Genomic DNA, 24,743 nt, shown 5'->3' on the forward strand with positions numbered 1-24,743 from the left:
CCAGCCATGACCAGCCTTCCTTCTTCCCCCGCCAGTGTCCGCATCGACGCGTGGCTGTGGGCCGTCCGTGCCTACAAGACCCGCTCCGCGGCCACGGCTGCCTGCCGTGCGGGCCACATCCGGCTCAACGGCAGCCCGGCCAAGGCATCAGCCACGCTGGTCACCGGCGATACCGTAACCGTCCGGATGTCCGGCTACGAACGCATCCTGGAAGTGCGCCGGCTGATCAACAAGCGCGTGGGGGCTGAGCCGGCCTCGCACTGTTTCACCGACCACACACCGCCGCGCCCGGTTGCCCCAGCGCTTGGCCTGCCGCAGCGCGACCGGGGAGCCGGCCGGCCAACCAAGAAGGACCGCCGCGAGATGGAACGGCTGCGCGGTCCGGCGTGACAGGCCTGGTCCTCGCAGACGTGCGAATGCCGGGGGACGCCGCACTGTACAGCGTCCACATCAGCGCCGGCCGCGTAAGCCGGCTTGGTGCAGGTGTCGGGTCCCCGGGCGCCGCGCGGGTTATCGACGCCGGCGGGCGCTGGCTGATTCCGGGTCTGTGGGACGAGCACGTCCACATGACCCAGTGGGCGCTGCATGCGAACCGCATTGATCTCTCCGGCGCCGTCAGCGCCCAGGATGCTGCCGCCGTCGTACGTTCTTCCATGCCCGGCGCAGATCCAGCGGTGACCGCCGTTGGCGTCGGCTTCCGTGACGCGCTGTGGGCTGACACGCCCTCCGTGGCGCTGCTGGATTCCGCAACCGGCAGCCAGCCCGCCGCGCTGGTCAGCCACGACCTGCACTGCGTGTGGCTCAACTCCGCTGCCGCCCGCCGATATGGGGTGCGGGTGGACGCCTCCGGGCTGCTCCGCGAGGACCCGGCCTTCGCCCTGACCCGGGAGCTGGGCCGCCTGCCGGACGCCGTCGTGGATACCTGGGTGGCCGGGGCCGCCCGGGCGGCTGCTGCCCGCGGTGTGGTGGGCGTCGTGGATTTCGAAATGACTTGGAACCGGGACCCGTGGCTTAGGCGCATTGCCGGCGGTTTCGACGTCCTCCGCGTGGACGCCGGTGTTTACCCGGCCGACCTCGAACGCGCCGTGGCGGCCGGCATGCGGACCGGGCAGGTGGTCGACGGCGGCAAGGGATTGCTCCGGATGGGACCCCTTAAGGTGCTTATTGACGGGGCATTAAATACACGCACCGCCTATTGCGTGGATCCCTACCCCTTCGGCGGGCATGGGCTCCTGACCGTGGAGCCGGAGGAGCTGCTGGCGCTGCTGGGGCGGGCAAGGGACACCGGATTTCTCCCCGCCGTCCACGCGATTGGGGACGCGGCAAACCAGGTGGCCCTTGACGCGTTTGAGCGCGCGGGTATTGGCGGGCGGATCGAGCACGCCCAGTTTGTGCGCCGTGGGGATTTGGCGCGTTTTGGCTCGTTGGGCGTGCTGGCCAGTGTTCAGCCTGTCCATGCGCTGGATGACCGAGATGCGGCAGAAACCAACTGGCCCGGACGGACTGACCGCGCTTTCCCGCTGCGCTCCCTGCTCGATGAGGGGGCCTCGCTGCTGCTGGGCTCGGATGCCCCGGTGGCGCCGCTCGATCCTTGGGCTGCCATGGCGGCGGCCACCGTGCGGGCACGCGATGACGGGCGCGGGCCGTGGCATCCCAAGGAAGCCATCACGCGCGGGCAGGCACTCCTGGCCTCAACCCGGGGGCGTGCGCGGGTCCGGGAGGGGGATCCTGCTGACCTGGTGCTCCTGGACGCCGATCCTTTGGCTGCGCCGGACGGGGTGTTCGCTGCGATGCCGGTGGCCGCGACGCTGGTTGCTGGGCGTTTTACGTACGACGCCGGCTTGGCCTAGGCCTGGCTTACCCCCTGGTGCGCGCCCTCACCAGGTTGGCGAAGGGGAGCTTACCGTGTTCTTCAACGAAGGCTGTGTGGTAGTCAGCTTCCGCCTTTCCGAGGTTTTCGGCGGGCAGTTCCTTCCAGGCGATGAGTAGCTTTTCGGCGTCGGCGAGCTGCCAGACCAGGCGGCCGTCCCAGTGCCCCGGCGGCTTCCCCTGCCCGAAGTCCAGGAACTCCTGGATCTGCCGCCGGAGGCCGCGGTTGCCTTTGCTGCCCGGGCCTGCCTTGCCCAGGTAGAGGACGACGGCGGTGTCCACCCATTCGGTGGCGAGGGCGGGCTCGGGCAGCGACGGGTCCTTCTTCTTGAAGACGCCTGCGGTGCTTTTCCTGAGGAAGCGGGGCTGGAACCCTTCCGGCGCCAGGACGGCGAAGACGCCGGTTCCCTGCGGGACCCGCATGACCTCAAGCGAGCCGATGGGACGGAAGCCGGCGAAACCATCGGCTTTCAGGCCGTTTTGGGTGAACTGCATTCCCTTATTCAACAGCACGTGTGGCAGCTCAAGGCCGGGTCCAGCAGAAGGGAGAGAGCACTTCACCTGCCCACCCATTAGCGCGGAAGCGTAGAGTGGCCTAAGACGCCTGATTCTGGACGCCTTGCTGCTGAGGGAGAAATCGTGACGATTGATTGGGACGAGAAAAAGGCCCTGCTACAGGAACCGAACATTGCGAAGGTAACCCAGCTTTGCGATGAACTGATGGAGAAGAAGCCAGGGTCTGTCGTCCCTTACATCGACCCTGTGCACGATGAGGACGAGTGCCGGATCGTTAGCCTGCAGGTCAGCCCCGGCAAGGGGACCGAGTCCGGCTTTGTCTCGCACAACAACGACGATGAGGCTGCCCGCCGCGCCACCCAGATCTACGAGTTGGCAGAACTTGATCCCCGCTACGTCATGCCCTGGCACGCCTATCCCTGGGTCCGCGACGCGGATATGCCGTCAGCCCTGAACGTGCAGGAGAAAACTGACGGACTCCGCCCGTTCCGGCAGTTCCTGAAGATCAACTCGAGGGTCTCGGCCGTCATCGCCCACGGCACCGACGCCTCCACGTTCCTCACCCTCTTCGAGAAGACTTACCACCAGTCCCTGAAGAACAGCGGCATCAAGGTCTACAAGGCCACAGCCCTGGGAGGACGGGCCTTCGCCGTCTCGGAAGCAAAGCAGGAAGAGCTCCTGGCCAAAAACGTGGACATCTACAAGGACGCCATGCAACGGGCAGGAATCCAGCACCTCTAATATTCCCCTCAAGGCATGGATCTCATCGCCTGGCTGCTCGAGTCCGATCCGGCCCTCCGCTGGCAGGTCATGAGGGACCTCACCGGTGCCCTGCCTGAACAAGTGCGTGAGCGGGACCTGGTTGCCACCCGCGGCTGGGGCGCGCGCATGCTTGCTCTGCAGGGTGGGGACGGACAATGGGACGGCGGCACCTACTGGCCGGACCACGACGACGACCCTCAAGGCCAGCCCTGGACCGCAACCACCTACAGCCTTCTGCTCCTGCGTGACTTCGGCTTGAACCCTGCCAGCGAGGAAGCTCAACGGGCTGTCAGCCTGGTCAGGGAGAAGAGCCGTTGGGAGGAGGGCAACCAGCCCTTCTTCGAGGGCGAGACCGAGCCCTGCATCAACGGCATGGTGGTGGGGCTTGGCGCCTACTTCGGGGAGAACGTCGACACCGTGGTGGAGCGGCTGGTCAGTGAACAGCTTCCGGACGGCGGATGGAACTGCGAAGCAGGGCGCGGATCTACCCGCTCTTCATTCCACACCACCATCTGCGTGCTGGAAGGGCTGCTTCAGCACGAACACGCCACCGGCGGGTCCGGTGCATCCCGGGCGGCCCGGCACCGCGGCGAGGAATACCTGCTTGATCGAAGGCTGCACAGGCGCAAAAGCACAGGCTCCGAAGTGGATCCCGGATGGCTGCAGTTCTCCTACCCAACCCGCTGGTTCTACGACGTGCTCCGCGGGCTGGACTACTTCCGCTCCGCCGGAGGCACGCCCGATGAACGACTGGGAGAAGCCGCAGAGGTGGTCCGCGCCGGGCAGCAGCCGGACGGCACGTGGCTGCTGGAGAACACCCACCCCGGAAAGGTGCACTTCACACTGGAGGACGGCGACGGGAAACCCAGCCGGTGGAACACCCTCCGCGCACTGCGGGCGCTGAGGTGGCAAGAGGGGAGATAGACGGGACCTGCAGCACCAGGCCTACCCCTCAAGCAGCCGCCGCCGATGCTTCAACTCCTTGACCCAGGCCCTGGTGACCATATCCGGAAACGGGGAGCCGCCGTCATCGAAGTTCTGTACCGGATGTCCGTTCAGTCCCCGGAAGGCGGACCCGGACTCCAGGTCCGCAAGCAGCGGCCCGGCCGCTTTCAGGGCAATCTCCACCACCTGGGCTGCGGCACGCCCCGTCAACCCAAGCCCGGTGGCCCAGCCGAGGAAGTGACGGCGTGAGACACCGGTGCGCTTGCCGTTGATGGTCAAGGCAAGGGTCTTGTCCCCGTAGACCACTGTGGAGGGGATGTCGTAGACCGGCGCGATGGTCCACTCGCCCGAAGGCTGCTGGACCACTGAGACGTTCTTGGCATGCAGATCTCCGTTGCCTGCCAGCCATGCATAGGCGCACTGGATGGCCAGGTTCCTCAGGGCGGGAAGTGGCGCAGCGCAGTGGTCCGCCAGCGCATGGCAGACCTGCCCGTAGCCCACGTTGTACTTGTCCGCAGGATAGAGCTTCAGCACCTGCGCCCCGTCCTCGACCGCCAGCCGCTGAACACCGCCCCGCTGGCCAGCCGGTCCGGGAACCCGGTCGAAGCGCTCAACCAGCAACCCTGGCCTTCCGGCAACGTCCCGGATCAACCTGACTTTGCTTAGGGGGATCCTTAACTTGGAGGCGTAACGGAACATCACCAGCTCGTTCTCCACCACATGCGGAAATTCGGGGGCGTTGAGTTTGAGGATGAACTGCCGCCCGGTACCGGTCACCGGAACCGAGATCATGCCGGCGGAGAGCTTGTCCTGCACGCCTGCCAAGGCTACGGGGTCGATCAGGTCCGGGTCCCCCAGCAGCTGGTCGAAGTCCACCGGCTTCTTCGGGTCGAGGCGGACTGCATGGTCATCCGGGTCCAACTGCTCCCCGTGGCCGACGATCTGCACGTCGCCTACGGGATTCGCGCCGGCTGCAATGAGCAGGGACAGGTCGTCATCCGCGCTGGTCTTGATGGAGCGCCTCAGCGCATTGAGGCGGCGGCCCTCGGGCAGGAGCCCGGTGAAATAGGGCGGGGCGGCGCCGGCCGCGGACAGCACCGGTTCGCTGCTGAGCGGCAGGGAAGTCGCGACGGCGGGCGCGCCCGTTTGGAGGTAGGCGGGCAGGTAGCTGAAGCGGGTACCGCCGTCATGCCTTTCCAGCCGCGCTGCAAGGACACCCGCCTTATAGATGTCCGCAATACGATGCCTCATTGTTCAGCGCTGTTCTCAGCTGGCGGCCCGGCCAGCGCGCGGGCAGCCGGGCTGGTCCGGGCGGCAACCTGCAGTTCCAGGCCCAAGGTTTCAAGGACGGTGACCAGGGAATCCAGCTGGACGCTCGGCTTGCCCTGTTCGACGAACCGGACAAAGCGCTCGGAGACGCCGGCCAGCTGGGCGAGGTCGTGCTGTGTCAGCCGGAGGACTGCGCGGCGGGCACGCACTTCTCCTGCGAGCATCGCCGCAAAGCTCTGGGTCATGGCACTCCCCATAGGTACGATCGTTCCGTTCACGCACTCATTGCCAGTGTAACGCGAGCTGCCATCCACCAGAAGTGGGAGAATCGGCACGAACATGCCGGTGGAGCTGGCCTCGCGCAGGCGAAGGGCGGGCCGGGCGGGCGAAGCGTTTGCTAGGCCGTACTGACAATTACGTAGCGTTCGTCCGTGATCTCCCGGCCCCACAAGGCTGGATCCGTCAGCATTGTCACAGTGGCTTCCCTCCGATGGGAGCGGACCAGTTCGAGGCAGCGGTCCGCGGGAATCCCCCCACCAGTTCCCCACAGCCCTTCCACCAGAATCATGGTGCCCGCTCCCCGCAGCAGTCCGGCCCACCGAGCCAGCGCGGCGTCAGGATCCGGGAGGGCCCACAACACATGCCGGGCAAGGACAACGTCAACAGAGCCATGCGCGCGCGGTGGTGCCGACGCATCGCCCACCACGAAGTCAGCGGACACGCCCGCATCCGCCAGCTTGGTCCGCGCCCTGGCCACCATCTGCCCGGACAGGTCCACACCCCAGACCTGGTGCCCGGCCTCGCCCAGCAGAAGAGAAAGGCTGCCGGTCCCACAGCCAAGATCCGCCACGTCGCATCCCGGCATAGGCATCAGCGGCAGCAGCAAGTCCTCCCATGCCTGCCGGACGGCAGGGTCAGCTAAGCCGTGGTCCGCTTCAACATCGAAGTTCCCAGCCTGGCTGTCCCAGTATCTGCGCACGGCATCAGTCATGCCGCACAGTCTCGCACACCGCTTTCCGCGCTTCCGGAACCGGCCGATGTTGACACCACGTGTGACCCCTGCCATATTTGTAACGTGAACCTGTCAGACAGCCGGACAGCAGGACAGCCTGCACCCCTTGCCCGGCTCAGCGCTGCCGAAGCAGTTTTCAACGCGATCCGGCAGGACATCGAGTCCGGAGCTGTTCCGGTAGGCAGCAAGCTCAGCTCCGAGGCCACCCTCTCCCAGCAGTACGGTGTAAGCCGCTCGGTGATCCGCGAGGCGCTCCGCTCCTGCACGGCCCTGGGCCTGACCGTGACCAAAACGGGCAAAGGCACCTTCGTCATGGCGGACAAGGTGGCCAACGACCTCACCCTCGGCCAGTACTCGGCGCGGGACCTCACGGAAGCCCGGCCGCACATCGAGGTGCCCGCTGCCGGCCTGGCCGCGGAGCGGCGCAGCGACGAAGAACTGGAAACACTCCGCCACCTCGTGGCCGCCATGCGCACCGAAACCGACCCCGAATCTTGGGTTGCCCTGGACTCCAGCTTCCACGCAGCCATCGCCCGCGCCAGCGGGAACAGGGTGTTCGCCAGCGTAGTGGCAGACATCCGTGACGCCCTGGCCCACCAGTCCGAAACCCTGAACATGGTGGCGGACAGGCAGCACGCCTCGGATGCCGAGCATCGGGACATCCTGGCAGCCATCGAGGCAGGCTCCGCCGGGGACGCACGCGCCGCGATGGCCCACCACCTGCATGCCGTGGGCCTGGCCCTCGAATCCATTCTCAGTAAATAATCCAATCAGCCAAGGAATCCATGCTTTCCCCTGCCCTTTCACCTGCCCTCAGCGCTGCCGCCCTCCCGCAGCACACCCCCCTTGTCGCTGCCACCCGCGACGGACTGGTGGAAAGCGTCCACTACGGCTCAGCCATTGCGCTGGAAGCTGACGGCACCACAGCCGCGGCGGCCGGCGATCCCCTTGCACCGTTCTACCCCCGCTCCTCACTCAAGCCTCTGCAGGCCGCCGCCATGGTCCGCGCCGGACTCGAACTTCCCGCCGACCTCCTCGCCCTGGCTGCCGCAAGCCACTCTGGCGGCGCAAAACACCGTCAGGGGGCCCTACGGATCCTCGAGCAGCACGGCCTCAGTGTCAGCGATTTTGGCAACAGCAGGGACCTCCCTTACGGCCCAGCTGAACGGGAGGAGTGGCTGCGGAACGGGGGCCGCGCCACCCAGCTCACCCAGAACTGCTCCGGCAAGCACGCCGCCATGGCCGCCACCTGCACCATCAACGGCTGGCCGGTCAAGGGCTACCTGGATCCTTCGCACCCGCTGCAGCGGCTCGTGGCCGCCACCGTTACCGAACTCACCGGCGAGGAGCCCCGCGCCCTCAGCACAGACGGCTGCGGAACACCCCTGTACGCCCTCACCCTGCCGGGCATGGCCCGCGCCTTCGGAACTATTGCCCGCGCCGCCGCGGACGACGACGGCAGTGCGGAAGCCGCCGTCGGCCTCGCCATGCAGCAGCATCCGGACATGGTGGCCGGGGAGGGCCGCGACGTCACCGAACTGATGCGCCTGCTTCCGGGCGCGGTGGCGAAGGACGGCTTTGAAGGCGTCCAGCTGGTGGGCCTGGCGGACGGCCGCTCGGCAGCCGTAAAGATTTCCGACGGCGGCGACCGTGCCCGCATGCCTGCCACCCTCAAGCTGCTTGAGGCGCTGGGCCTGGACACCACCGGGCTTGCCGCCCTCGGAACCGCCCCCGTGATGGGCGGCGGTCTCCAGGTGGGCCTCCTGCAGGCCACCGATTTCCTGGCCGAACGTTCCCTGTCCACACCCGTCAACGAAGCCCCGTAAGGACACATGACCATCATCGATACCCCCGCCTCCGCGATCCCACCTGAGCACACCCGGTCCGAGCACGACCTGCTCGGGGACCGCGACATCCCGGCCGGCGCCTACTGGGGCGTGCACACGCTCAGGGCCGTGGAGAACTTTCCCATCACCGGCCAGAAGCTCTCCTCCAACATGCACCTGGTCCGGGGCCTCGCTGCGGTCAAGCTGGCTGCCGCCCGCACCAACCGGGAACTGGGCCTGCTGGATGCCGAACGCTCGGACGCCATTGAGCAGGCATGCCAGGACGTGCTGGACGGCCAACTCGCGGACCAGTTCGTGGTGGACGTCATCCAGGGCGGTGCCGGGACGTCGTCGAACATGAACGCCAACGAGGTCATTGCCAACCGTGCCCTCGAAATCCTGGGCCACCCCAAGGGCGACTACGCCCGGCTGCACCCCAACGACCATGTAAACCTCAGCCAGTCCACGAATGACGTCTACCCCACCGCGGTGAAGCTCGGCACCATTTTCGCCGCACGGGAACTGCTGGACGCACTGGCTGAACTGGAAGAGGCCTGCGCCTCCAAGGCGCTCGAGTTCCGCGCGGTGGTGAAGATGGGCCGCACCCAGCTGCAGGACGCGGTGCCCATGACGCTCGGCCAGGAGTTCGGCAGCTATGCCATCACCATTGGTGAGGACCGGCTCCGCCTGGCCGAAGCCGATCTCCTCATCCACGAGATCAACTTGGGCGCCACAGCCATCGGCACGGGCCTGAATGCACCCGCGGGCTACGCAGAAGCGGCCTGCCGGCACCTCGCCGAAGTGACCGGCCTGCCGCTGGTGACCGCCCCGGACCTGATCGAAGCCACCCAGGACGTCGGGGCCTTCGTGCACCTGTCCGGCGTGCTCAAGCGCGTGGCCGTCAAGCTCTCCAAGATCTGCAACGACCTCCGCCTGCTCTCGTCCGGGCCGCGCGCCGGCTTCGGCGAAATCAACCTGCCGGCCGTCCAGTCCGGCTCGTCCATCATGCCCGGCAAGATCAACCCGGTGATCCCGGAAGTGGTCAGCCAGGTGGCCTACGAGGTCATCGGCAATGACGTCACCATCACCATGGCGGCCGAAGCTGGACAGCTGCAGCTGAACGCGTTCGAGCCGGTCATCGTCCACAGCCTCCACAAGAGCATCTCCCACCTGGAAGCCGCCTGCCGCACCCTTACGGCGCGCTGCATCCGGGGCATCACCGCGAACACCGAGCATCTCCGCCGCACCGTGGAGCAATCAATCGGCCTGGTCACAGCCCTCAATCCCCACCTCGGCTACGCCACCGCCACCGCCATCGCCAAGGAAGCACTGGCAACCGGCAAGGGCGTGGCCGAACTCGTCCTGGAACACGGACTCCTCACCAACACCCAGCTCCAGGAACTCCTCAGCCCCGAGCGCCTCGCCAACCTGAGCAAGTGATCCCCATGCCAACGGATACCCCAAGGACCCCCATGCCGAATTCCCCACTCCCGGACCACGTGATTGATGGTGGTCATGCCCATGCTTCTGAGTCGGCGCTGCATGCCGAGGACACGGGCTACCACAAGAATTTGAAGCCCCGGCAGATCCAGATGATCGCGATCGGCGGCGCGATCGGCACCGGCCTGTTCCTGGGCGCCGGCGGCCGCCTGAACGCAGCAGGCCCGTCCCTGGTCATCGCCTACGCCGTGTGCGGGTTCTTCGCCTTCCTGATCCTCCGCGCCCTGGGCGAACTGGTCCTGCACCGCCCCTCCTCGGGCTCGTTCGTCTCCTACGCCCGGGAATTCTTCGGCGAGAAGGCCGCGTTCGTTTCCGGCTGGTTCTACTGGATCAACTGGGCCACCACCACCATCGTGGACATCACCGCCGCCGCCCTCTACATGAACTTCTTCGGCAACTACATCCCCTGGATGGCAGCGGTCCCGCAATGGGCCTGGGCCCTGACCGCACTCGTCGTGGTCCTGGCCCTGAACCTCGTCTCGGTCAAGGTCTTCGGCGAAATGGAATTCTGGTTCGCCCTGATCAAGGTCGCAGCCCTGGTCATCTTCCTCATCGTGGGCACCTACTTCGTCATCTTCGGCACCCCCGTCGACGGCCAGCAGGTCGGCCTGAGCCTGCTCGCGGACAACGGCGGGATCTTCCCCAACGGCCTGCTGCCCATGATCATCCTGATGCAGGGCGTCCTGTTCGCCTACGCCTCCATCGAACTCGTCGGCACCGCGGCCGGCGAAACCGAAAACCCCGAGAAGATCATGCCCAAAGCCATCAACTCCGTGGTCTTCCGCATCGCCGTGTTCTACGTCGGCTCCGTCATCCTCCTGGCACTCCTGCTGCCCTACACCTCCTACGAAAAAGGCGTCAGCCCCTTCGTGACCTTCTTCGGCTCCATCGGCATCCAGGGCGTGGACGTCATCATGAACCTCGTCGTCCTCACCGCAGCCCTGTCCTCCCTCAACGCCGGCCTCTACTCCACCGGCCGGATCCTGCGCTCCATGTCCGTCAACGGCTCCGCCCCCCGCTTCGCCTCCCGCATGAACAAAGCCGGCGTCCCCTACGGCGGGATCGCCATCACCGCCGCCGTGTCCCTCCTCGGCGTCCCCCTGAACTACCTCGTCCCCGCCCAAGCCTTCGAAATCGTCCTCAACGTCGCCTCCGTCGGCATCATCATGACCTGGGCCACCATCGTCCTGTGCCAGATCCAACTCCACCGCTGGGCCAACAAAGGCTGGCTCGAACGCCCGTCCTTCCGGATGTTCGGCGCCCCCTACACCGGCTACCTTTCCCTCCTCTTCCTCGCCGGCGTCCTCATCATGGTCTTCATCGAATCCCCCCTGACCATGCTCGTCACCGCCATCGCCTCCATCCTGATGGTCCTCGGCTGGTACGCCTGCCGCACCCGCATCCGCGAAATCGCCCAAACCCGCGAAGGCCACACCGGCCTCTCCCCCGTCATCGCCAACCCACCCGCGGCCACGTTCAAGAAGTAAACACCTGCCTTAACGCCCGGCGGCGGCACCCCAGGGTTCCTGAATCATGGAACCTGCGGTGCCGCCGTCGTGGTTTACGCAGGGTTTACCGTGTCACTAGCGTGGCTCATGTGAGGGTTTGACCACTATCGCCGCGCCCCCGCCGCGGCGCGTCGGCTCGGCTACGGCGGTGGCTTTCTTTCCGTCGTCGCTGAACTCGATGGCCGTTGCTGCACCGATCTCCGCCGCAGAGGTGAAGGCGTCACCGGCCGGCACGAGCTTGTGGCCGTACTGCGTGTCCAGGGTGGGGAAGGCCTCTATAAACGCCGGCTCAGCCGTTACGTTCACGGTGTTCCGCTGGGACGCCCGCGGGGCGGCCAGTGCCTCCCCGATGGTCATGCCGAGGTCGATGCGGTTGATCAATGTCTGCAGCACGGTGGTGATGATGGTGGAGCCGCCCGGAGAGCCCAGTGCCAGGAACGGTTCGTCATCCTTGAGCACAATGGTGGGCGACATGGACGACCGCGGCCGCTTGCCGGGCTGGATACGGTTGGGATCAGTTTTGCTGAACACGGGGGAAAAATCGGTGAGCTCGTTGTTCAGGATGAACCCCCGGTCCGGCACAACGATGCCAGACCCGCCCGTCTGCTCGATGGTGAGCGTATATTCCACCACGTTGCCCCACTTGTCCGAGACCGTCAGGTTGGTGGTGTTGATGTTCTCCGTGTCCTTGTCATCGGCGCGCGCTGCCGGCGCAACGTCGCAGGTGCCGTTGTAGTCCGCTGCGTCACCTGCCGCCACTGGCTTCGTTGCTGCCCGCAGCGGATCAAGCTCGCAGGCCCGTTCCTTGCCGAAGACCGGGTCAAGGAGTTCCTTTGTGGGTACATCCACAAATGCCGGGTCCCCCACGTACTTGGCGCGGTCCGCGAACGCCAGCGCAGTCGCCTCAAGGTAGTGGTGCAGGGCGGCGGGGCGGTCCTCCTTCAGCCCGGGAAGGTCGAACTCCTCCAGGATGTTCAGTGCCTCGCCCACGGTGGTGCCGCCGCTGCTGGAGGGCGCCATGCCGTAGACGTCGTAGCCCCGGTAGTTCACATGGGTGGGGTCCTGGTCCAGCGCTTCGTAGTCGTCAAGGTCCTCGGTGGTCATCACGCCTGCGGGACCGGGCAACTCGTCGGTTCCTGGTGCTGAAGGAGCATTACGGACTGTCCGCACGATGTCCTCGGCCACCTTGCCCTCGTAAAAGGCGTCCATGCCGTGACGGGCCAGGAGTTTGTATGTATCGGCCAGGTCCGGGTTCTTGAAGGTTGTTCCGACGGCCGGAGGGGCACCACCGGGCAGGAACAGCTCCCTTGTTGCCTCAAACGGAGCAAAGCGTTCCTGGTTGTCCGCCGTTTGCTGGCGGAACGTCTCGTCCACCGTAAACCCGGCGGTGGCCACCGTTATGGCGGGTTTCAGGACATCGTCGAGACTGAGCCGCCCCCAGCGCTCCAGCGCCCGCTCCCACGTGGCCGGCGTGCCGGGAACACCCACGGAGATCCCGCTGGTGGCCTGCTTCTTGAACGAATACGGCTTGTTGTCTTCCGGGTTGATAAAGGCATCCTCCGGCATTTCGGCCGGGGCAGTCTCACGGCCGTCAATCGTGCTGACTTCCTCCGACTCCGCGTCGTAGTACACAAAGTAGCCGCCACCCCCGATCCCGGCGCTGTACGGCTCGGTAACGCCCAGGGTTGCGGCCGCGGCCACGGCTGCGTCCACGGCGTTGCCTCCCCTGCGCAGGATTTTGATGGCGGCCTCGGAGGCGTCCAGGTCGACGGTGCTGACGGCGCCGCCGTAGCCCGTGGCTACCGGGGTTTTCCTGGTCTTATCGGCCTGCCCCGAATCGGCAGATGCCGGACTGGTCAAGGCACAGGTTGTCACGCTCATCGCCAGCGCTGCAGTGACCGCAGCGAGCCGGCGTCCCAGATATGGCATGGTTGCTCCTGAAGGGGTGCGGGTGAGGTGGATCACACGCTACTCCTCCCGTAATGGACACTCAACGCTCCCGCCTACCCTTGCTGCCTCGGTAGCATGAAGCCACTGCCGGCAGTTGCACCACCAACACGGTCCCCGTTCGGGCCGGGGAAACGAGGTACCCCATGTCAGGATCCAAACTTGCGGTTGTGGGAGCCGGGAGCGTGGGAACCTCCCTTGCGTACGCTGCCCTGATCCGCGGTTCGGCCAGCAACATCGCCCTGTTCGACGTCAATGCCGCCAAGGCTGAAGCCGAGGTGCTGGACCTCGCCCACGGCACCCAGTTCGCTGCCGCCGCCGCGTCCATGACCGGCGGCGGGGACATCGCAGCGACGGAAGGGGCCGACGTCGTCGTTATCACGGCCGGAGCCAAGCAGGCGCCCGGCCAGACCCGGCTGGACCTCGCGGGCACCAACGTGCGGATCCTGGAAGAACTCATGCCGCGGCTCCTCAAGCACTCCCCCGACGCTGTCTACGTCCTGGTCACCAACCCCTGCGACGTCCTCACCGTGGCAGCCCAGAAAATTTCGGGGCTGCCGGCGGGGCGCATCTTTTCTTCCGGAACCGTCTTGGACACCTCGCGGCTGCGCTGGCTACTGGCCCGGAGGGCGGGGGTGGCCGTCCCCAGCGTCCACGCCAGCATTGTGGGCGAGCACGGGGACACCGAGTTCCCGGTATGGTCCACCGCCACCATTGGCCCCATGCCGGTCCGCGACTGGATGGTGGACGGGGAACGCGTCTTCACCCCCGAGTACCTGGCCGAGACGGCACGCGAAGTGACGCAGGCGGCGTACAAGGTCATCGCCGGCAAGGGCGCAACCAATTACGCGATCGGCCTCTCCGGTGCGCGCATCGTGGAAGCCCTGCTCCGCGACGACAAGGCGGTGCTGCCGGTGTCCACGGTGCTGGACGGACAGCACGGAATCTCCGGCGTTGCCCTCTCCCTGCCGAGCGTTGTGGGGCGGGGCGGCGTCCACACCGTCCTGGAGATGCCCATGGACGACGGCGAGCTGGCGGCCCTGCAGCATTCCGCGGACACCCTGCGGCATTCGCTGGACACCCTGGGCGTCTGACCGCCACCGCCGGCCTGGCCGGCCGTCATGCAACGCCCCCGCAACCCCCCGTCCGCGGCGGGTCGCATATGCTCGGCACAGCGCTGCACACCGTTTAAACAGTTCAACGACGAACCACCTCAGGAGTAGACCCATGACCAACTGGCGCATCAGGGATTTCCATTCGGCGGACCTGGACGGGATCCTGCATCTCTGGGAAAGCCTCAAGGCGAGCAACGTGGAACCGGTCTATGCCCTGTCCGAGGTGCTGGCCTCCTGCGAGAAGGACCATGCCGTGGTGGCGGTGCAGGGCGAGCAGGTGGTGGGCGCCGCCGTCGGACGTGCCGCCCATGACCAGGGCTGGATTGTCTTCCTGGCAACGCTGCCTGAGTACCGCGGCCGGGGAATCGGCACCTCCCTGCTCGCCGCCGTCGAGAACCGGATGGCGCCCCACGGCCTCAATAAGCTCTCAGCCCTCATGCCGGAGTCCGAAACGCGGGTGGAGGCGTTCCTCAGCCGCGGTTTCGCGTTGAAGAAGAACCTGCGCTACTTCGAACGCACCATCCCCGTCCAGCGGCAGGAACTCGGTGCGCTCGGCCAGCTCGGCGGACGCGTCCTGGCCCGGGACCTCTGGGAAAACGTGGCCGGCATGCGCAAGGAAAAGGAACTGCTGGAACGCCGCCTGGTCCTTCCCCTTGCCGAAGCAGACCTCGCCGACGAGTTCGGCGTGGTCCCGCCGCGCGCCGTGGTCCTCTTCGGCCCGCCCGGCACCGGCAAGACCACCTTCGCCAAGGCCATCGCGTCCCGGCTGGAATGGCCGTTCGTGGAGGTCTTCCCCTCCCGGCTCGCCGCTGATCCCCAGGGCCTGGCCGGCGCGCTCCGGGAGACGTTCCTGGAGATCGCCGAGCTTGAGCACGCGGTGGTGTTCATCGATGAGGTGGAGGAGATCGCCTCCCAGCGCTCCGGCGAGCCGCCGTCCCCTTTGCAGGGCGTCACCAACGAGCTGCTCAAGATCATCCCCGCCTTCCGCGAACAGCCCGGCCGCCTGCTGGTCTGCGCCACCAACTTCATCCGCGCCCTGGACTCGGCCTTCCTGCGCCATGGCAGGTTCGACTACGTCATCCCCATCGGCCTGCCGGACCGGCAGGCCCGCGAAGCCATGTGGCAGCGCTTCATCCCCGCGCCCGTGGTGGACTCGGTGGACGTGGAGCTGCTGGTGGAACGCACCGAGGGCTTTTCCCCGGCGGACATTGAATATGCCGCGCGCAGTGCCTCCCAGCGTGCGCTGGAGAAAGCAGTGTACGACGACGGCGGGCTCGCTTCCGGAGGCAGCCTGTCCGTCCGGGAGGCGGTGCGGAAGGGTCCATCCACCCAGGACTACCTGGACGCCATCGGCGACACTCGGACCACGGTCAGCGCCGAAGCGCACCAGGAGTTCCTGGAGGACATCGACGCCCTGGGCCGCGTTTAGGACACAAGTTCCGGGGCGGGAACGGCGGGGCGTAATCTTTGACCCATGTCTTCCAATCCCCTCCGCCATGCCATGGCGCGCATGGGCGGCCGGGACCCGCACGAGACGCACCGGGCCGCCACTCCCCTTGAACTCTTCTTCGACCTGACCTTCGTCATCGCCTTCGGGGTTGCCGGCAGCCAGTTCGCCCATGAGATCGCCGAAGCCCACGTGGTCGCCGGGCTGCTGGGCTTCTCCTTCGCGATGTTCGCAGTGATCTGGGCGTGGATCAACTTCACGTGGTTCGCCAGCGCCTATGACACGGACGACTGGATCTTCCGCGTGGTCACCATGATCCAGATCGTGGGCGTCCTGATCCTGGCCATGGGGATCGAGCCCATGTTCCATTCGCTGGTGGAGGGCGAGCATGTGGACAACGCGGTGATTGTGGGCGGCTACGTGATCATGCGGCTGGCCCTGGTGTCCCAGTGGCTCAGGGCTGCCCGGCAGGACCCGGCCCGCCGCGAGACGTGCCTGCGCTACGCGCGATACCTCGCACTGGTGCAGCTGGGCTGGATTGCGGTAGCCGTGATCGAGGCTGACGTTCCCGCAACGCTGCTGATGATTGCGCCGCTGATCGCGCTGGAGATGTTCACCCCCTTCGCCGCTGAGCGGAAAACCAGGACGCCCTGGCACGCGCACCACATTGCCGAACGCTACGGCCTGCTGGCCATCATCGCCCTGGGTGAATGCCTGATCGGCGCCATCGAGACACTTCGGGCCATCGTGGCCAACCATGGCTGGAGCGTTGATGCGGCGCTGGTCGGTTTTGGCGGGACAGCGCTGGCGTTTGCCATGTGGTGGATCTACTTCATGCTGCCGGCCGGACGAGCCCTGCACCTCCGCCGGAACCGGTCCTTCCTCTTCGGCTACGGCCACATCCCCATCTTCGCCGCCATTGCCGCCACCGGCGCGGGCCTGCACGTCGCTGCCTACTACATTGACCACGAAGCCCATATCAGCGGCGCTGCCGCCGTGGCCAGCATCGCCATCCCGGTGGCGCTGTTCAAGGGTTCCGTGACGTGGCTGTACAGCATCATGGTGGGCCCGGACCGCACGGTGATCACGGTTGCCGGCGGTGTGCTGGCGGCGATGGCCGTTTCAGTCGGCCTGGCGGCAGCTGGCGTTTCGGTCCCCGTCTGCCTGCTGGTCATTGTGCTGGCACTCGGCGCCTCGATCGTGGTCGACGAACGCCGCGGGTCCGGCCGGCTGCATCTTGCCCTTCAAAAGCTGGAACCAGGAACTACCGGTCCCCGGGCGACGTAGCGCCGGAAGCATCACGTTCCGCAGCGTTCGGCTCCCGCACAGCCTCCGGCCCGGCGTCACCGTAGGACAGGTTCTCGTAATCCGTGGTGTCCTCCTCATCCAGGCGGTCATCCAGTTCTTCCAGCAGCCGCGGATTCACGCGCGCGAGGATTTTCCGGATCTCCTCAACCTCCACTGCGGCGTACAGCACGGGACGGGCATCCCGGTACTTGGTGACGGGCGGCCTGTCCGGCCACTTTTCCGCCAAGGCCCGGACCCGCTCCGGCAGCGAGTTGTGCGCGTTGTCCGCGATTTTGACCAGGGCAGCATCGTGGTGTTCGGCGATCTCCCGGATCCCTGCCTGGTAGTCGTCCGGGTTGCTGTGCAGCCGGTTAGTGACCCGTTCAATGATTTCCACCGCCCGCTCAGATACGCCCATGTCCAGCAGGGCCTGCCTGGTCATGGGCGTGTCCTCGGCGATGTCATGCAGGTAGCCCGCGATCCGGATGTCGTCGTCGAAGTCGGCCAGCGCGTCCCCCACCGCGAGGACATGGTCCTTGTAAGGCCTCTTCAGCTTGTCCTTCTGGCGGTTGTGGGCCACCTCGGCGAGGACCTTCGCTGTTTCTACGGTGAATGTGGGCGCCGGGGTCTGCTCCGCAGCATGCTGGTCTGACATGCCCTAAGCCTACGGGCCGCTCCAGACCCAGGGCTTCCGCGGCAGGGTATCTGGATCGAAAGCAGCCAAAGCCTTCGCGAGCGGCCCTGCCGGCAGCCCGAGCGATTCCAGCAGCCGGTCCCGTACGGCAGCGGGCGGAATCCCGGCGTCGGCGAGGTCCTGCAGGGTAACTGCCCCATCACGCTTGGCCAGCCGGGCGCCGTCGTTGTTCACTACCAGGGGAACATGCGCATATTCCGGAGAAGGAATATCCAAGAGGGACGCCAGGTAGGCCTGGCGCGGGGTGGACGGCAGGAGGTCGTCGCCGCGCACCACCTGGTCGATGCCCTGTTCCGCGTCGTCCACCACTACCGCCAAGTTGTACGCGGTCACGCCGTCATTGCGGCGCAGCACGAAGTCGTCCACCACGCCGGTGAACTCCCCGTGCAGGAGGTCCCGCACGGTGTACTCGGCGGTGCCGGCACGAAGCCGGATGGCGGCCGGCCTGGCTGAGCGCTTGAACTCCAGCTCAGCGGGATCGAGGTTCCGGCACGTTCCCGGGTACGCACCCTGCGGCGCGTGGGGAGCCGAGGGCGCCTCCTGGATTTCCCGGCGCGTACAGAAGCACTCGTAGGTGAGGCCCGCTGCCTCCAGCCGTGAGATCGCCCCGGCGTACAGTGGGCCGCGGGCCGTCTGGCGCACCACGCCGCCGTCCCAGGTGACCCCTACAGCCTGCAGGTCCCGCAGCTGCCCGGCCTCCGAGCCGGCGCGGGCCCGGTCAAGGTCCTCCACGCGGAGCAGGAACCTGCGCCCGCCGGAACGGGCAAACAGCCAGGCCAGGATTGCGGTGCGCAGATTTCCTACGTGCAGTTCCCCGGAAGGGCTGGGGGCGAAGCGGCCGGCGGAGGTCATGGTTCAACACTAGGCGCGGGACGCGGTGCCCGGGGACAACACAAGGACCCCTCAGCTACCGATGACTTCGGAGATCCGACGCCGGTAGTTCAGGGGCCCTTGCCGTGTTTACAGAAAGACCATGGTGTGAACAAGAGTCAATCAGGGCAGCCTCCTTGCGGGAAGCGGTGTCCAGTGTCCGGGTGGTGTGCCGGCAGCCTGTGAGCCTGCGGGGATCAGCGGTAGCTTTGCCCTCATTGCCAACATTTCACCAGCATCCGTACAGTTGGTGCAACAGGCGCGGCCGCCGTTGAACAGTCTGACCACTCTCCGCGGCGCAGAGGGACAGGAAGTGATCAGATTGCAGGAACTGGACTCCACCGACAAGCGGATCCTGGGGGCGCTGGATGAGGATCCACGGGTTCCCATCATGGTGTTGGCCCAGCGGCTGGGGCTGGCCCGCGGCACGGTCCAGTCGCGGCTGGAGCGCATGACGTCCTCGGGCGCCCTCCGCCCCAACAGCAGCAGGGTGCTTCCCGCCGCGCTGGGACGGGGAGTAGCCGCTTCCGTGAGCGCGGAGCTGGACCAGAGCCACCTCAACGAGGCCATTGCGGCGCTCCGGGACATTCCGGAAGTCCTTGAATGCCATGCTCCCGCCGGTGATACGGACCTGCTGATCCGCGTGGTGGCCACCAGCCCGGACGACCTCTACCGGGTGTCGGAGGAGATCAGGCTCTGCCCGGGGATCGTGCGGACGTCCACCAGCATGTTCCTGCGTGAAGTCATTCCGTACCGCACCACAGGGCTGCTTAGGGACTGACCCTTACACCGGAGGGCCCGCGTTGGACTTCAGGTTCTTCATCACCAGCGTGGACGTGAGCCGCTCCACGCCGGGCAGGGACGTGAGAACTGCGTCGTAGAAGCGCTGGTACGCGGGCAGGTCCTCCGCGATGACCTTCAGCAGGTAGTCGGGAGAACCGAAGAGCCGCTGGGCCTCCACAATGTTGGGGTTGTCCGCCACGCGGTTCTCGAAGATCTCCATGGTTGCCTGGTCCACCTGGCGGAGCGTGACAAAAACAATCGCTTCGAATCCCAGGCCAACGGCGGAGGGGTCGATGTCCGCCTTGTAGCCCCGGATGACGCCCGACCGTTCCAGGTCACGGAGCCGGCGGTGGCAGGGCGCAACCGTCAGGCCCACCTTTGCAGCGAGCGCCGTGGCCGTCATGCGGCCGTCCTCTTTCAGGTGGCGCAAGATGTTTCTGTCAATATGGTCGATCACGCAAGAATCTTACCTCCAGCGCTGCTTTGTCAGCGAAAAGGGACAGCACTTCCGCGTCCAAAGTATCTAGTGTTTCTCCTGTTGGATCGCACCGCAGGAGAAACGATGAACCCCGAGCTTTTTATGGCCTTTGTGCTGGTGGCCGCCGCCCTGGCCTGCACCCCCGGGGTGGACTGGGCGTACTCCATTGCTGCCGGCCTCAGGCAGCGCAGCTTTGTGCCGGCCGTGGCGGGGCTCTGCGGCGGATACGTCCTTCACACGGTCCTGCTGGTGGCGGGGCTGGCGGCAGTCCTGGCGGGTGCGCCCGGGGTCCTGGGATGGATCACCCTGGCCGGCGCCGCGTACCTGATGTGGCTTGGCGTCAGTACCCTCCGCTCGTGGCGGGCAGCAAGCTTCACGGCCGGCGGCGGCAGCGGGGGCGGCACGGGGCTCCGCACCTTCCTTCAGGGGATGGGAACCAGCGGCATCAATCCCAAGGGCCTGCTGTTCTACGTGGCGCTCGTTCCCCAGTTCGTCAGCGCCGACGCTCCCCTGCCGGTCCCGGTGCAGTCAGGCCTGCTGGGCATGACGTTCGTGCTGCTCGCGGGGCTGGTGTACACCGCTGTTGCCCTGCTGTCCCGCACCCTGCTGCAGACCCGGCCCGGCGCCGCCCGGGCGGTGACGCTGGCCAGCGGAATCATTATGGTTGCCCTGGCGCTGGTGCTGCTTGCCGAGCAACTACTGCCGGTGATGGCCGGCACGGGCGCAGCCGGGTAGGCAGCCCTAGTCGCCGCTGAGCTTCTGCCAGTCCTGTTCCCAGATCCGGCGCATCTCCTCATCCTTGCGGATGGGCACCGGGGCGGCAATCTCCCGCTGCGGCACCGGGTCCTCGTGCCGCCGCCCCCAGTCCCGCGGATTGAGCGACCTCCGGCTGGAGTCAAGCAGCAGCAGGGCCCGGTCAGTGAGGGCGTCATTGCGCAGCGTCATGTGGGTTTTGCGGCGGCGCAGCACCTCGGTGAGGGTCTGGTTCGCAGCCTCCAGCCGCCCCTCCCGCCGCAGGGCCCGGGCCCGTACCAGCAGCAGCGCGGCCGAGAGGTCGTCCGCGTTGAGCAGCCCGTCGGTCCAGTCGATCACTGTCCGGCTCCTGCCCAAGGTCAGGGCCAGGGAACAGCGCGCCAGGGCCATGGGGAGCGACGGCGGCAGCCCCGAGAGGGCGTCCAGCGCAGCTTCCGTGCGGCCCGTCTCCCGCAGCGAGTGCGCAAGTGCCAGGAACACCGACTCCTCGCTGAACAGGACAGGGATTTCCACCCGCTCCGCCAGCTCGATCCGGGTAACGATCCGCGTGAGGTAGGTCGAAGAGTAGCGGTTGGCCTCGTCCTCGTTCCTGGTGGTGAGGCCGCGCTGGAGAAGCTCCGAAGCGCGCAGGTAGCCGCCCTGCTTGTAGACCAGCAGCCCGGACATGAGGTAGCAGAGACCGGCCCATCCGGGATAGGCCCGTGCGAGCGTGATCAGCTGCTCGGGCTGGCGGCTGGCGAACACGGCGTCGTGCACGGCCTTGGCCGGCTTGGGCATCATGCGCTTCAGCCGGGGGATTTCACCGTCCACCGAGAGCAGCGAGGGGTGGCGTCCGCCGAGCACGCCGGTAAGCAGTTCGCCCACTCCCCCGGCGAGGTCATGGACGGGGGTGCGCAGCTGCGGCGCGCCGAACGGTGTGAGGTCGCGGCTGTCCCAATAGATCGGTGCAGTGTCCCCGGCGGTCATCTTTCCATGCTAACCGTGCACGGCCGCCCACGCCGAGGCCCGGCGGCCGGCCCGACAGCACAGACAGGCTTAGGCCCGCTCCATGAACCATTCGGTGAAGGCGGCGGCGCGGCCTTCACCGTCGAACCGGATGACCCACAGGTTGTCGTAGGAGGGCCTCCCGGCGGAGTAGGTAGTCACGCCCTGGACGAAGGCGGTGTCACCGTCCGCACCCAGGAGCTGCCACGAAAAGGTCCAGTCTGCCGGTTCGTCCCGGGCCGCAAGCCAGCGGTCCACGATGCCATCCCGGCCCAGCCACGGGTCCGGATCGCCCGGCCGCGTCTCGTACCGCGCGTCCTCGGTAAAGAGGTCCCTAATGTCGCCGGGCAGATTGCTGGCCCAGGCGGTTTGGTATTTTTCCATCCAGGCGTGCACGTGGTCCCGGGCTGAAGTCTGGTCCGTCATGGTGCCGTTCTACGCCCTGCGGCATCCAGGCCGCAAGTTCTTTCAGCCGTTGGCGGCGGCGACCCAGACGCCGATCACCCAGGTGCTGGCCGCGAGGCAGGCCAGGCCGAACTCGGCAAGCATGCCCAGCCCGGTGGCTTTGAGGGCGGCCCAGCTGGAGGTTGTCGCGGAGCCGATGTTCCGGGTGCGCAGGAATTCGCTCAGCAGCAGGCCCGCGGCAAAGCCCACAAAAAGCCCCACCACGGGAATGATGAACATGCCCACCACGCCCGCCATCAGGGCAACGGCGATGCTTCGGCTCGGAATGGCGTGCTCCTTGAGCTTCCTGCCGGTGAGGACAGCGCTGGCGGCCATGCCTGCCACCACGAACACCATGGCCACCGCGAACACCACCCAGCCCGCAGTGCCGGCCCCGCCCCAGATGGCCCAGGCGAGCAGTCCCGCGCCGATCAGGATGCTGCCGGGGAGGACCGGAATCACGGTGCCGGCCACGCCCACAAGGATTGCCAGGCCGCACAGGATGGTCACCACGGTTTCCGAGTTCATGGGTCCCAGTCTAGGGTTGGCGCCCGCTTAACCCCGACGGCGGTGCCTCCCGTGCAGGGGAGGCACCGCCGTCGTACGTTCCTTCAGGGAAGGGAAGCTACTCGGCTTCCACGGCGGCCGCGACCGCCGCCGTCACGGCAGGGGCAACCCGCGGATCCAGGGGGCTGGGCACGATGTAGTCCGCCGAGAGGTCCTCCGCCGCAAGATCGGCGATGGCGTAGGCTGCGGCGAGCTTCATGGCCGGGGTGATGCGGCGGGCTCCGGCATCCAGGGCACCGCGGAAGATCCCCGGGAAGGCCAGGACGTTGTTGATCTGGTTGGGGAAGTCGCTGCGGCCGGTGGCCACCACGGCGGCGTACTTCACGGCGACCTCGGGGAGCACTTCAGGATCCGGGTTGGAGAGCGCGAAGACGATGGCGTCCTGGTTCATGAGCTTCAGGTGCTCCTCGTCCAGCTTGGAGGAGGAAACGCCGATGAAGACGTCGGCTCCGGCGAGGGCCTCGGCTGGGCCGCCTTCTATGCCGCGGGGGTTGCTGCGGCCGGCGATGTCAGCCTTCTTGCTGGCGGTGTCCGCTGCAAGGTCTTTGCGGGCGCTGTTGATGACGCCGCGGGAGTCCAGCAGGACGACGTCGGTGATGCCGGCGGCCAGCAGGATTTCGGCGACGGCGATGCCGGCCGCTCCTGCGCCGGAAACCACCACGCGAAGGCTTTCAAGGCCGCGGCCGGTTACCTTGGCGGCGTTGGTCAGGGCGGCGAGGGCAACCACGGCAGTGCCGTGCTGGTCATCGTGCATGACGGGGCAGTCCAGCGCCTCGATGAGCTTTTCCTCGAGCTCGAAGCAGCGGGGTGCGGAGATGTCCTCGAGGTTCACGGCGCCGAAGCTGGGTCGCAGGCGGACCAGGGTCTCCACGATCTCGTCCACGTCGGTGGTGTTGAGGACCAGGGGGATCGAGTCGAGGTCGCCGAAGGTCTTGAACAGGGCGGACTTGCCCTCCATAACAGGGAGTGAGGCGCTGGCTCCGATGTTGCCGAGGCCAAGGACGGCTGTCCCGTCGCTGACCACCACCACAAGCCGCTGGGCCCAGGTGAGCGTGCGCGCGAGTTCGGGCTTGGCATGGATGGCGCGGCTCACCTCAGCCACTCCGGGGGTGTAGGCGATGGACAGGTCCCGCTTGTTGGACAGCGGAACGGTGCTGGCGATGGAGAGCTTGCCACCCTGGTGGGCGTCGAAGATCTCGGCTTCGGTCAGGGCGGTGGCTGCGGAATTGTCGGTTGCTGCAAGTGCGTCAATGGACACGTCGTTGTCTCCTGGTGCTGGCCGTGGGCGCACGGCTCGTGGGGCATGAGCCGTTGGCTCGGCGGTGGCTAGGGTGCGGCAGGATACCCAGGGGTGGCGGGCCCGTGGAAGCTTGGGGGATTGGTCCCCGCTGCTCCGTTTGGACAATCGTAGGGCCCGCCAAAGCGGACGGCGCGCGACTTGACACCAATAAACGGCTGCCTAAGCGTTTTATCCGCGCAGCATGTGGCCCACGTCACGGCATTATGGCTGATTTAAGGCCGAATTGGTCTAGACCTGTTACGCGCTTTGATGGAGTGTGTAGCCGGGCTCACGGCCCGGTGCCAGACGGGCGCACGCCTTTTTGAGGTCCTCTTCCGCCTCAAAGAGGGACAACCGGCGGTTGCGGACGGAGTGGACCAGACCAGTGATGGCCAGCAGCAGCACGCGTGCGGCGGTGGCATCGCCGGAGGCTGCGGCAACCGCCTCCTCGCTCAGCGAGTCGATGTCACGCAGGAGGGCGGTGGTATCCCGCTCCGGAAGGTAGACGCCGCGGCTAAGGCACTGCTCCACCGCGGGTTGCATCACCCGCATATGGAAAATCTCCATCACCAGGTTGCTGAGGGCCCGGCCGCGGAAGCGGGCCGCCGTGGTCCGGCCGGTTCCCTGGAGCTCCTCCAGCTGGTGGCGGTAGAGCGCGAGCATCAGGTGCGCCGGGGAGGGAAAGTACCGGTAGAGGGTACCCATCGGCACGTCTGCCCTCGCCGCCACTTCACCCATGTCCACAGACTCCAGGCCCTTGCGTGCAAACCCGCCTGCAGCTTCCAGGATCTTGGTATAGCGGTGCCTCTGGCGCGGCGCTGAAGGCCTCGGGGCCATGGGCGGATGGTCTGAAATGGTGTCTGGCATCAGCGTTCCGGGGTTGTCTTC

General features: G+C 66.8%; 26 protein-coding genes. 13 read left to right on the forward strand and 13 right to left on the reverse strand.

What is annotated here, in order from left to right; genetic code table 11:
* Window positions 1-6: 6 nt before the first annotated feature.
* Together ACIQF4_RS16330 and ACIQF4_RS16335 are read left to right on the forward strand one after the other, a co-directional pair.
* Complete coding sequence (locus tag ACIQF4_RS16330) at window positions 7-390, forward strand: RNA-binding S4 domain-containing protein (RefSeq protein WP_231457165.1); 384 nt, start codon at window positions 7-9, stop codon at window positions 388-390.
* A 26-nt stretch (window positions 391-416) separates the two neighbouring features.
* Window positions 417-1,850 carry an amidohydrolase family protein gene (locus ACIQF4_RS16335; protein WP_400516676.1) on the forward strand — a complete coding sequence of 478 codons (1,434 nt, stop codon included), beginning with the start codon at window positions 417-419 and terminating at the stop codon, window positions 1,848-1,850.
* Window positions 1,851-1,857: 7 nt separating this feature from the next.
* Here the strand turns inward: ACIQF4_RS16335 and ACIQF4_RS16340 are convergent, their stop codons facing one another.
* Window positions 1,858-2,364 (reverse strand): hypothetical protein, encoded by a 507-nt coding sequence (locus tag ACIQF4_RS16340; protein ID WP_350003648.1) that lies wholly within the window; start codon window positions 2,362-2,364, stop codon window positions 1,858-1,860.
* Between the two features lie 144 nt (window positions 2,365-2,508).
* Here ACIQF4_RS16340 and ACIQF4_RS16345 point away from each other — a divergent pair, with 144 nt between their 5' ends.
* Both ACIQF4_RS16345 and ACIQF4_RS16350 read left to right on the forward strand, forming a co-directional pair.
* Window positions 2,509-3,126 carry a uracil-DNA glycosylase gene (locus tag ACIQF4_RS16345; protein WP_350003647.1) on the forward strand — a complete coding sequence of 206 codons (618 nt, stop codon included), beginning with the start codon at window positions 2,509-2,511 and terminating at the stop codon, window positions 3,124-3,126.
* 15 nt (window positions 3,127-3,141) lie between these two features.
* A complete protein-coding gene (locus ACIQF4_RS16350) occupies window positions 3,142-4,071 on the forward strand; it encodes a hypothetical protein (RefSeq protein WP_400516588.1) in 930 nt (309 codons plus the stop codon).
* A gap of 21 nt (window positions 4,072-4,092) precedes the next feature.
* Here ACIQF4_RS16350 and ACIQF4_RS16355 read toward each other — a convergent pair whose 3' ends face one another.
* The 3 genes from ACIQF4_RS16355 to ACIQF4_RS16365 form a co-directional block, all read right to left on the reverse strand.
* Window positions 4,093-5,343, reverse strand: a complete 1,251-nt coding sequence (locus ACIQF4_RS16355; RefSeq protein ID WP_350003645.1) for a HipA domain-containing protein — start codon at window positions 5,341-5,343, stop codon at window positions 4,093-4,095.
* Window positions 5,340-5,606, reverse strand: a complete 267-nt coding sequence (locus tag ACIQF4_RS16360; RefSeq protein WP_350003644.1) for a helix-turn-helix transcriptional regulator — start codon at window positions 5,604-5,606, stop codon at window positions 5,340-5,342. The genes ACIQF4_RS16355 and ACIQF4_RS16360 overlap by 4 nt, the downstream gene beginning before the upstream one ends.
* A gap of 152 nt (window positions 5,607-5,758) precedes the next feature.
* On the reverse strand, window positions 5,759-6,352 hold the full coding sequence (locus ACIQF4_RS16365; protein ID WP_400516589.1) for a class I SAM-dependent methyltransferase: 594 nt from the start codon (window positions 6,350-6,352) through the stop codon (window positions 5,759-5,761).
* An 84-nt stretch (window positions 6,353-6,436) separates the two neighbouring features.
* Here ACIQF4_RS16365 and ACIQF4_RS16370 point away from each other — a divergent pair, with 84 nt between their 5' ends.
* Genes ACIQF4_RS16370 through ACIQF4_RS16385 form a run of 4 tightly spaced genes read left to right on the forward strand, consistent with a single transcriptional unit; the run spans window position 6,437 to window position 11,186 of the window.
* A complete protein-coding gene (locus ACIQF4_RS16370; RefSeq protein WP_400516590.1) occupies window positions 6,437-7,138 on the forward strand; it encodes a FadR/GntR family transcriptional regulator in 702 nt (233 codons plus the stop codon).
* 20 nt (window positions 7,139-7,158) lie between these two features.
* A complete protein-coding gene (locus tag ACIQF4_RS16375) occupies window positions 7,159-8,199 on the forward strand; it encodes an asparaginase (RefSeq protein ID WP_400516591.1) in 1,041 nt (346 codons plus the stop codon).
* A 6-nt stretch (window positions 8,200-8,205) separates the two neighbouring features.
* Window positions 8,206-9,639 (forward strand): aspartate ammonia-lyase, encoded by a 1,434-nt coding sequence (locus ACIQF4_RS16380; RefSeq protein WP_400516592.1) that lies wholly within the window; start codon window positions 8,206-8,208, stop codon window positions 9,637-9,639.
* Between the two features lie 32 nt (window positions 9,640-9,671).
* Window positions 9,672-11,186: an amino acid permease gene (locus ACIQF4_RS16385; protein ID WP_400516593.1), complete on the forward strand. Its 1,515-nt coding sequence runs from the start codon at window positions 9,672-9,674 to the stop codon at window positions 11,184-11,186.
* Window positions 11,187-11,282: 96 nt separating this feature from the next.
* Here the strand turns inward: ACIQF4_RS16385 and ggt are convergent, their stop codons facing one another.
* Complete coding sequence (gene ggt, locus ACIQF4_RS16390; protein WP_400516594.1) at window positions 11,283-13,136, reverse strand: gamma-glutamyltransferase; 1,854 nt, start codon at window positions 13,134-13,136, stop codon at window positions 11,283-11,285.
* A gap of 164 nt (window positions 13,137-13,300) precedes the next feature.
* On the opposite strand from ggt, the gene ACIQF4_RS16395 reads away from it, so the two are divergent.
* The 3 genes from ACIQF4_RS16395 (at window position 13,301) to ACIQF4_RS16405 (ending at window position 17,003) form a co-directional block, all read left to right on the forward strand.
* A complete protein-coding gene (locus tag ACIQF4_RS16395; protein WP_400516595.1) occupies window positions 13,301-14,248 on the forward strand; it encodes an L-lactate dehydrogenase in 948 nt (315 codons plus the stop codon).
* A gap of 133 nt (window positions 14,249-14,381) precedes the next feature.
* A complete protein-coding gene (locus ACIQF4_RS16400) occupies window positions 14,382-15,698 on the forward strand; it encodes an ATP-binding protein (protein WP_066272352.1) in 1,317 nt (438 codons plus the stop codon).
* Between the two features lie 45 nt (window positions 15,699-15,743).
* Window positions 15,744-17,003 (forward strand): low temperature requirement protein A, encoded by a 1,260-nt coding sequence (locus tag ACIQF4_RS16405; RefSeq protein WP_400516596.1) that lies wholly within the window; start codon window positions 15,744-15,746, stop codon window positions 17,001-17,003.
* On the opposite strand, the gene ACIQF4_RS16410 is transcribed toward ACIQF4_RS16405, so the two are convergent.
* Together ACIQF4_RS16410 and gluQRS are read right to left on the reverse strand one after the other, a co-directional pair.
* Window positions 16,981-17,658 (reverse strand): HD domain-containing protein, encoded by a 678-nt coding sequence (locus ACIQF4_RS16410; RefSeq protein WP_400516598.1) that lies wholly within the window; start codon window positions 17,656-17,658, stop codon window positions 16,981-16,983. The genes ACIQF4_RS16405 and ACIQF4_RS16410 overlap by 23 nt on opposite strands.
* 9 nt (window positions 17,659-17,667) lie before the next feature.
* The gene (gene gluQRS, locus ACIQF4_RS16415; protein WP_400516599.1) at window positions 17,668-18,549 is read right to left on the reverse strand and encodes a tRNA glutamyl-Q(34) synthetase GluQRS; all 882 of its coding nucleotides are present in this window, start codon (window positions 18,547-18,549) and stop codon (window positions 17,668-17,670) included.
* A 340-nt stretch (window positions 18,550-18,889) separates the two neighbouring features.
* Between gluQRS and ACIQF4_RS16420 the strand changes: the two genes are divergently transcribed.
* Entirely contained in the window at window positions 18,890-19,348 is a 459-nt protein-coding gene (locus ACIQF4_RS16420; RefSeq protein WP_350003671.1) for an Lrp/AsnC family transcriptional regulator, read from the forward strand.
* A gap of 3 nt (window positions 19,349-19,351) precedes the next feature.
* Here the strand turns inward: ACIQF4_RS16420 and ACIQF4_RS16425 are convergent, their stop codons facing one another.
* Complete coding sequence (locus tag ACIQF4_RS16425; RefSeq protein WP_231456079.1) at window positions 19,352-19,807, reverse strand: Lrp/AsnC family transcriptional regulator; 456 nt, start codon at window positions 19,805-19,807, stop codon at window positions 19,352-19,354.
* A gap of 105 nt (window positions 19,808-19,912) precedes the next feature.
* On the opposite strand from ACIQF4_RS16425, the gene ACIQF4_RS16430 reads away from it, so the two are divergent.
* Window positions 19,913-20,563 (forward strand): LysE family translocator, encoded by a 651-nt coding sequence (locus ACIQF4_RS16430; protein WP_350003634.1) that lies wholly within the window; start codon window positions 19,913-19,915, stop codon window positions 20,561-20,563.
* A 6-nt stretch (window positions 20,564-20,569) separates the two neighbouring features.
* On the opposite strand, the gene ACIQF4_RS16435 is transcribed toward ACIQF4_RS16430, so the two are convergent.
* From ACIQF4_RS16435 to ACIQF4_RS16455, 5 genes are all read right to left on the reverse strand, one after another.
* Window positions 20,570-21,547 (reverse strand): hypothetical protein, encoded by a 978-nt coding sequence (locus ACIQF4_RS16435; RefSeq protein ID WP_350003633.1) that lies wholly within the window; start codon window positions 21,545-21,547, stop codon window positions 20,570-20,572.
* A gap of 69 nt (window positions 21,548-21,616) precedes the next feature.
* The gene (locus tag ACIQF4_RS16440) at window positions 21,617-21,991 is read right to left on the reverse strand and encodes a nuclear transport factor 2 family protein (RefSeq protein ID WP_350003632.1); all 375 of its coding nucleotides are present in this window, start codon (window positions 21,989-21,991) and stop codon (window positions 21,617-21,619) included.
* 42 nt (window positions 21,992-22,033) lie between these two features.
* On the reverse strand, window positions 22,034-22,537 hold the full coding sequence (locus ACIQF4_RS16445) for a DUF456 domain-containing protein (RefSeq protein ID WP_350003631.1): 504 nt from the start codon (window positions 22,535-22,537) through the stop codon (window positions 22,034-22,036).
* Between the two features lie 97 nt (window positions 22,538-22,634).
* Window positions 22,635-23,834, reverse strand: coding sequence for an NADP-dependent malic enzyme (locus ACIQF4_RS16450; protein WP_350003630.1), 1,200 nt, complete (start codon window positions 23,832-23,834; stop codon window positions 22,635-22,637).
* A gap of 279 nt (window positions 23,835-24,113) precedes the next feature.
* The gene (locus ACIQF4_RS16455) at window positions 24,114-24,722 is read right to left on the reverse strand and encodes a TetR/AcrR family transcriptional regulator (RefSeq protein WP_350003629.1); all 609 of its coding nucleotides are present in this window, start codon (window positions 24,720-24,722) and stop codon (window positions 24,114-24,116) included.
* Between the last annotated feature and the right edge of the window lie 21 nt (window positions 24,723-24,743).

Origin of the sequence: Pseudarthrobacter sp. NPDC092202, assembly GCF_044755505.1 — a bacterium.
Taxonomy (GTDB): Bacteria; Actinomycetota; Actinomycetes; order Actinomycetales; family Micrococcaceae; genus Arthrobacter.

Coding starts and splice junctions, on each gene's coding strand:
- ACIQF4_RS16330 (WP_231457165.1), top strand. CDS start 7: ATGACCAGCCTTCCTTCTTCCCCCGCCAGTGTCCGCATCGACGCGTGG.
- ACIQF4_RS16335 (WP_400516676.1), top strand. CDS start 417: ATGCCGGGGGACGCCGCACTGTACAGCGTCCACATCAGCGCCGGCCGC.
- ACIQF4_RS16340 (WP_350003648.1), bottom strand. CDS start 2,364: ATGCAGTTCACCCAAAACGGCCTGAAAGCCGATGGTTTCGCCGGCTTC.
- ACIQF4_RS16350 (WP_400516588.1), top strand. CDS start 3,142: ATGGATCTCATCGCCTGGCTGCTCGAGTCCGATCCGGCCCTCCGCTGG.
- ACIQF4_RS16355 (WP_350003645.1), bottom strand. CDS start 5,343: ATGAGGCATCGTATTGCGGACATCTATAAGGCGGGTGTCCTTGCAGCG.
- ACIQF4_RS16360 (WP_350003644.1), bottom strand. CDS start 5,606: ATGACCCAGAGCTTTGCGGCGATGCTCGCAGGAGAAGTGCGTGCCCGC.
- ACIQF4_RS16365 (WP_400516589.1), bottom strand. CDS start 6,352: ATGACTGATGCCGTGCGCAGATACTGGGACAGCCAGGCTGGGAACTTC.
- ACIQF4_RS16375 (WP_400516591.1), top strand. CDS start 7,159: ATGCTTTCCCCTGCCCTTTCACCTGCCCTCAGCGCTGCCGCCCTCCCG.
- ACIQF4_RS16380 (WP_400516592.1), top strand. CDS start 8,206: ATGACCATCATCGATACCCCCGCCTCCGCGATCCCACCTGAGCACACC.
- ACIQF4_RS16385 (WP_400516593.1), top strand. CDS start 9,672: ATGCCGAATTCCCCACTCCCGGACCACGTGATTGATGGTGGTCATGCC.
- ggt (WP_400516594.1), bottom strand. CDS start 13,136: ATGCCATATCTGGGACGCCGGCTCGCTGCGGTCACTGCAGCGCTGGCG.
- ACIQF4_RS16395 (WP_400516595.1), top strand. CDS start 13,301: ATGTCAGGATCCAAACTTGCGGTTGTGGGAGCCGGGAGCGTGGGAACC.
- ACIQF4_RS16400 (WP_066272352.1), top strand. CDS start 14,382: ATGACCAACTGGCGCATCAGGGATTTCCATTCGGCGGACCTGGACGGG.
- ACIQF4_RS16405 (WP_400516596.1), top strand. CDS start 15,744: ATGTCTTCCAATCCCCTCCGCCATGCCATGGCGCGCATGGGCGGCCGG.
- ACIQF4_RS16410 (WP_400516598.1), bottom strand. CDS start 17,658: ATGTCAGACCAGCATGCTGCGGAGCAGACCCCGGCGCCCACATTCACC.
- gluQRS (WP_400516599.1), bottom strand. CDS start 18,549: ATGACCTCCGCCGGCCGCTTCGCCCCCAGCCCTTCCGGGGAACTGCAC.
- ACIQF4_RS16430 (WP_350003634.1), top strand. CDS start 19,913: ATGAACCCCGAGCTTTTTATGGCCTTTGTGCTGGTGGCCGCCGCCCTG.
- ACIQF4_RS16435 (WP_350003633.1), bottom strand. CDS start 21,547: ATGACCGCCGGGGACACTGCACCGATCTATTGGGACAGCCGCGACCTC.
- ACIQF4_RS16440 (WP_350003632.1), bottom strand. CDS start 21,991: ATGACGGACCAGACTTCAGCCCGGGACCACGTGCACGCCTGGATGGAA.
- ACIQF4_RS16445 (WP_350003631.1), bottom strand. CDS start 22,537: ATGAACTCGGAAACCGTGGTGACCATCCTGTGCGGCCTGGCAATCCTT.
- ACIQF4_RS16455 (WP_350003629.1), bottom strand. CDS start 24,722: ATGCCAGACACCATTTCAGACCATCCGCCCATGGCCCCGAGGCCTTCA.